We start from the raw sequence: 4,677 nt of genomic DNA, 5'->3' as shown, positions 1-4,677 counted from the left end.
TGACGTACTGTTCTTAACTTGATAGCAGTGAGCCCAAAGGCCACTGCCATTAAATTAAGGATTTGGCCGTCATCCTGAGGAGCTAGCGACGAAGGATCTCCCAAGATTCAGGAGATCCTTCGCCATGCTCAGGATGACGTACTGTTCTTAACTTGATAGCAGTGAGCCCAAAGACCACTACCATTAAATTAAGGATTTGGCAGTCATTCTGAGGAGCTAACGACGAAGAATCTCCCTGGATTCGGGAGATCCTTCGCCAGGCTCAGGATGACGCACTGTTCTTAACTTGATAGCAGTGAGCCCAAAGGCTTAGCCCCTTACCTGTTTGTAATTCAATTAATTAGATGAGTGCAAGAAACGTACCGATTTATTTCACAAACACAATGAAATAAATCGGATTCAGAATTTAATGATAGCCGCCTTGTGTTTTTCCACGAAAAACACGATACGCATAGAGAGTGTAGACAAACAAAATGGGAAGCATTATGGCAACACCTACCAAAATAAAACGTAAAGTCGAATCAGGTGCTGCGGCTTCCCAGATAGTGAGTTGATGTGGAATCAAATAGGGATAGACACTGACAGCAATACCGGCATAAGCGCATAAAAAAATGATGATACTGTAGATAAAGGGTTTTAACTCATCGCCTTTTCCTAAACTGCTCCAGGTTAAATAAATCATTAAGATCGTAATCAGGGGCAGCGGAGCTAAATAAAGAATATCTGGGAAACTATACCAGCGATAAAAAATTTCCGTACTGTGTAAAGGAGTCCAGATACTGACAAAAACCAGAAAAAAACTGACCAGGATTAACAGCCCTTTTGCGAAATGTACCATTTGCTTCTGTAATCGACTTTCAGATTTAATGATCATCCAGGTCGCCCCTAATAATCCATAGCCACAAATCAGTGCTACACCGGTCAGTAAACTAAAAGGCGTGAGCCAATCAGGATTATTAATCGTCATTGCCGCTTCATCAATATTAAACCCCTGCACGAAACACCCCAGAATAACCCCCTGGAAAAATGCAGCTGCAATCGAACTTAAAGCAAAAACCCAATTCCATAAAGGTTTAGAGCGATCAGCTTTAAAGCGAAATTCAAAACTCACGCCCCTGAATATCAATGCGATCAGCATCAGCATGATAGGCATATATAAAATAGGCAAAAGCAAGCCGTACACCATAGGGAACGCTCCGTAAAGCATGGCGCCACCAAACACGAGCCAGGTCTCATTACCATCCCATACTGGAGCTACGGAATTCATCATTTGATCTCGTTCTTTTTCCGTATGAGTAAACGGAAATAAAATCCCTATCCCTAAATCAAAGCCATCAAGGATAACGTACATTATGATAGTAAATGCCAAAATTGCAGCAAAGATAAAAGGTAACATATTAATTACCTCCTTGATTTTTAGTCATGTATTGAAATGAATGATGCTCAGAATCATCATCAACGGATTGTGGGCCTATTTTTATAGTCTTAAACAAATAAAAAAGATAAAAACTAAACACTATTCCATAAGCAATAATCAAAAGAATAAATGAAATAATAACTTCTTCCATACCAATTGCCGATACTGAATCCCTGGTTTTTAAAAGGTTATAAACGACCCATGGTTGTCTGCCGATCTCAGCAGTTAACCATCCAGCAATACTGGCAATAAATCCAAATGGAGCAATAATCAGGCACCAGCGATGAAACCAGGTTGTTGTATATAATTTTTTTCTACCCCGTAAATATAACGCAACACAGGCAGTAAGCAACATTAAAAGACCAATCCCCACCATGATTCTGAACGTAAAAAATACGCTGGCTACATCAGGCTGATCTTCTGGACTAACAGACTTCAAGCCGATTAATTCCCCATCCCATTCGTGAGTATTAATCAAGCTAGCCAATCCTGGAATCTCAATAGCATAGAGATTTCGCTGTTCTTTTTGTGAAGGAATAGCAAAAAGAACTAAAGGTGCCGCTTTTTGAGTATCCCATACAGCTTCCATTGCCGCAGTTTTTAAGGGCTGATATTGTTTTACCTTAAGACCAACCACATCACCAACAAAAATCTGGATGGGGATAATGAATAAAGCAGCCCACATTACAAAGGAAAGACACGATTTGGCTACCTCAATATGTTTTTGTTTCAGCAAATGATAACTGGCGACCGCCGCGACGACAAAACAAGTTGTTGCATAAGAAGCCAAAACCATATGAATAAAACGAGGAATAAATGTAGGATTAAAAACCACAGACCACCAATCTGCAACGACATACTTCCCGGCAATGATTTCGTAGCCAGAAGGCGATTGCATCCAGGAGTTAGCAGACATAATCCAGAATGCTGAAATAGTAGTACCTATGGTTACCAGAAGTGTGGCCATGAAATGTAGGCCTGGCGGTACTCGATTCCAGCCAAACAGCATCACCCCCAAAAATCCGGCTTCCAGAAAGAAAGCGGTCAATGTTTCATAGGCAAATAACGCACCCAGCACGTTCCCAAACTGAGAAATGAATGGGCCAAAATTGGTACCAATCTGATAGGCCAACACAATTCCTGAAACAACCCCCATCCCAAAGGTCAATGCAAAAATTTTAGTCCAGAATTTACAAATGCTTATGTAGACCGGATTTCCGGTTTTTAGCCACAAGGCTTCCATTACAACAAGAAAAACAGCTAAACCCAGATTCAATGTAGGGAATAAAATATGAAAACCGATACTAAATCCGAATTGCGCTCTTGATAACATTTCAACAATCATTCTGCCACCTCAATTTTAAAAGAGTTTTTTGACCTTCATGATCCAATTTGAAAATATAAAACAGCATCAAAAATTAGATAAATATATTTTGAGCATCCTGCCCTGATACTTTTTTACAAAAATCAGACTGAACACAGAGTAAAGCATATTCTTGCAATGCGAAGAAAATAGATATTTGAGTTGAACTGCAATCATAGATCAAAAAAGGATGAGATGTAAGGTTTCTGTTAAGAGTTCTGAATTTTTGAATGAGGAAGGCTGATTAAATACTCATAAATTTTATCAGGCAGATCCGGAGCTTTATAAAAATAGCCTTGAGCAAAATCGCAGCCATGAGATTGTACAAAATCTCTTTGAAATTCATTTTCTATTCCTTCAGCAAGAACTTGAATATTCAAACTATGTCCAAGATTGATAATCGCTTTCGCAATTGCAGCATCATTAGGGTTAGATGCCATTTCACTGATAAATGAACGATCAATTTTCAATTTATCTACTGGAAACTGTTTTAAATACGACAAACTGGAATAACCCGTTCCAAAGTCATCAATTACTAATTTGGTTCCCATATCTTTAAGGGCATACATGGTTTCGACCACATGATCAATGTCTTCAATCAACAGGCTTTCTGTTAATTCAAGCTCCAAATATTTTGCTTGTAAACCGCTGCTTCTTAATGCCCGCGAAATCATATCCGGCAGATTATTTTGGCGAAGTTGTCGACCTGAAATATTAACAGCAATACTTAAATTTTTAAGCCCTTGTTTTTGCCAGGTTCTCATTTGCTGACAAGCTTCATGCATAGCCCACTCTCCCATTTCCAGAATTAATCCATTTTCTTCAGCCATAGGGATAAAATCAGCAGGACTAACCAATCCTAATACTTTACTGTGCCATCGCATAAGCGTTTCGAATCCAACAACTTTGGACTGCTTCAAATCAATTAAAGGTTGATATACTAAAAACAACTCTTTATTTTTTAGAGCATCTCGTAACGCGGAATCTAGTTGCATATGATTAATAACTCGTCTATTCATTTCTGGTTCATAAACTCGATAGGTATTACGCCCACTGTCTTTGGCATGATACATAGACAAGTCCGCGCTTTTCATTAATACCTCATAGTCCCCGCCATCTCGAGGAAAGTAACTAATTCCAAGACTTGCTGTAATTTTTAAACTATGCTGGTCTATTTGTATTGGTTTTTCAATGGAATGCAAAATTTCCTGTGCTAATATTTCTGCCTGTTGATAATTATCAATATCAGAGAGTAAAATAACGAACTCATCTCCCCCCAGCCTGGCTACAGTATCAAAATCATCAGTAGCAATTAATAATCGGTTGGAGATAGCCTGCAGTAATTTATCTCCCATAGTATGACCCAGGGTATCATTAGTCATCTTGAATCTATCCAAATCCAAAAATAAAAATGCCATAATGGATTTTTTCTTTTTAGCCTGAAGAATGGCCTGCTCTACCCTGTCCATCAATAAAACACGGTTAGGTAAAGCTGTCAGAGAATCATAAGTCGCCTGCATTACCAGTTGGTTTTCCATATCACGGCGTTGCGTGATGTCATTGATAATGCAAATATAGTGTTTCACATGGCCAAAAGAATCTTTCACTGGAGCCACGCTTATTTCACACCAAAATACTTCCCCATTTCGTTTAACACTTTCCATTTCAACAGTTTCTTCACGCAACTCTCTTATCGCCAGTTCAATTCTTTTATTATTGACCTCTTCAGAATTCGAGCCTAATAAAGTAATCAGGCTTTTACCTGATGCTTGCAGTTCGGAATATCCTGTCGTGCGCTCAAATGCTTTATTCACGTAAATGACTTTATTTTCGTGCTTGGTAATATCCCCCAATTTCAGGAAAGTTGTCGCCTCTGAATTAAATTAATTGTGGGAGG

General features: G+C 38.8%; 2 protein-coding genes and 1 pseudogene. All 3 read right to left on the bottom strand.

All coding sequences use genetic code 11. The features are described from left to right. Nucleotides 1-406: 406 nt before the first annotated feature. Complete coding sequence (gene cydB / locus Q0495_RS13525) at nucleotides 407-1,396, bottom strand: cytochrome d ubiquinol oxidase subunit II (protein WP_298627227.1); 990 nt, start codon at nucleotides 1,394-1,396, stop codon at nucleotides 407-409. 1 nt (nucleotide 1,397) lies between these two features. Then, nucleotides 1,398-2,762 (bottom strand): cytochrome ubiquinol oxidase subunit I, encoded by a 1,365-nt coding sequence (locus Q0495_RS13520; protein ID WP_298627226.1) that lies wholly within the window; start codon nucleotides 2,760-2,762, stop codon nucleotides 1,398-1,400. Between the two features lie 227 nt (nucleotides 2,763-2,989). After that, nucleotides 2,990-4,639, bottom strand: a pseudogene (locus tag Q0495_RS13515) (putative bifunctional diguanylate cyclase/phosphodiesterase); the annotation flags it as partial. Nucleotides 4,640-4,677 lie beyond the last annotated feature (38 nt).

This window comes from uncultured Legionella sp. (genome assembly GCF_937871865.1).
Lineage (GTDB): Bacteria > Pseudomonadota > Gammaproteobacteria > Legionellales > Legionellaceae > Legionella.
This window is presented reverse-complemented; position numbering and strand designations above follow the sequence as displayed.

Bases quoted from the DNA above. Each gene is read 5' to 3' on its own strand.
- cydB (WP_298627227.1), bottom strand. From the start codon at position 1,396: ATGTTACCTTTTATCTTTGCTGCAATTTTGGCATTTACTATCATAATG.
- Q0495_RS13520 (WP_298627226.1), bottom strand. From the start codon at position 2,762: ATGATTGTTGAAATGTTATCAAGAGCGCAATTCGGATTTAGTATCGGT.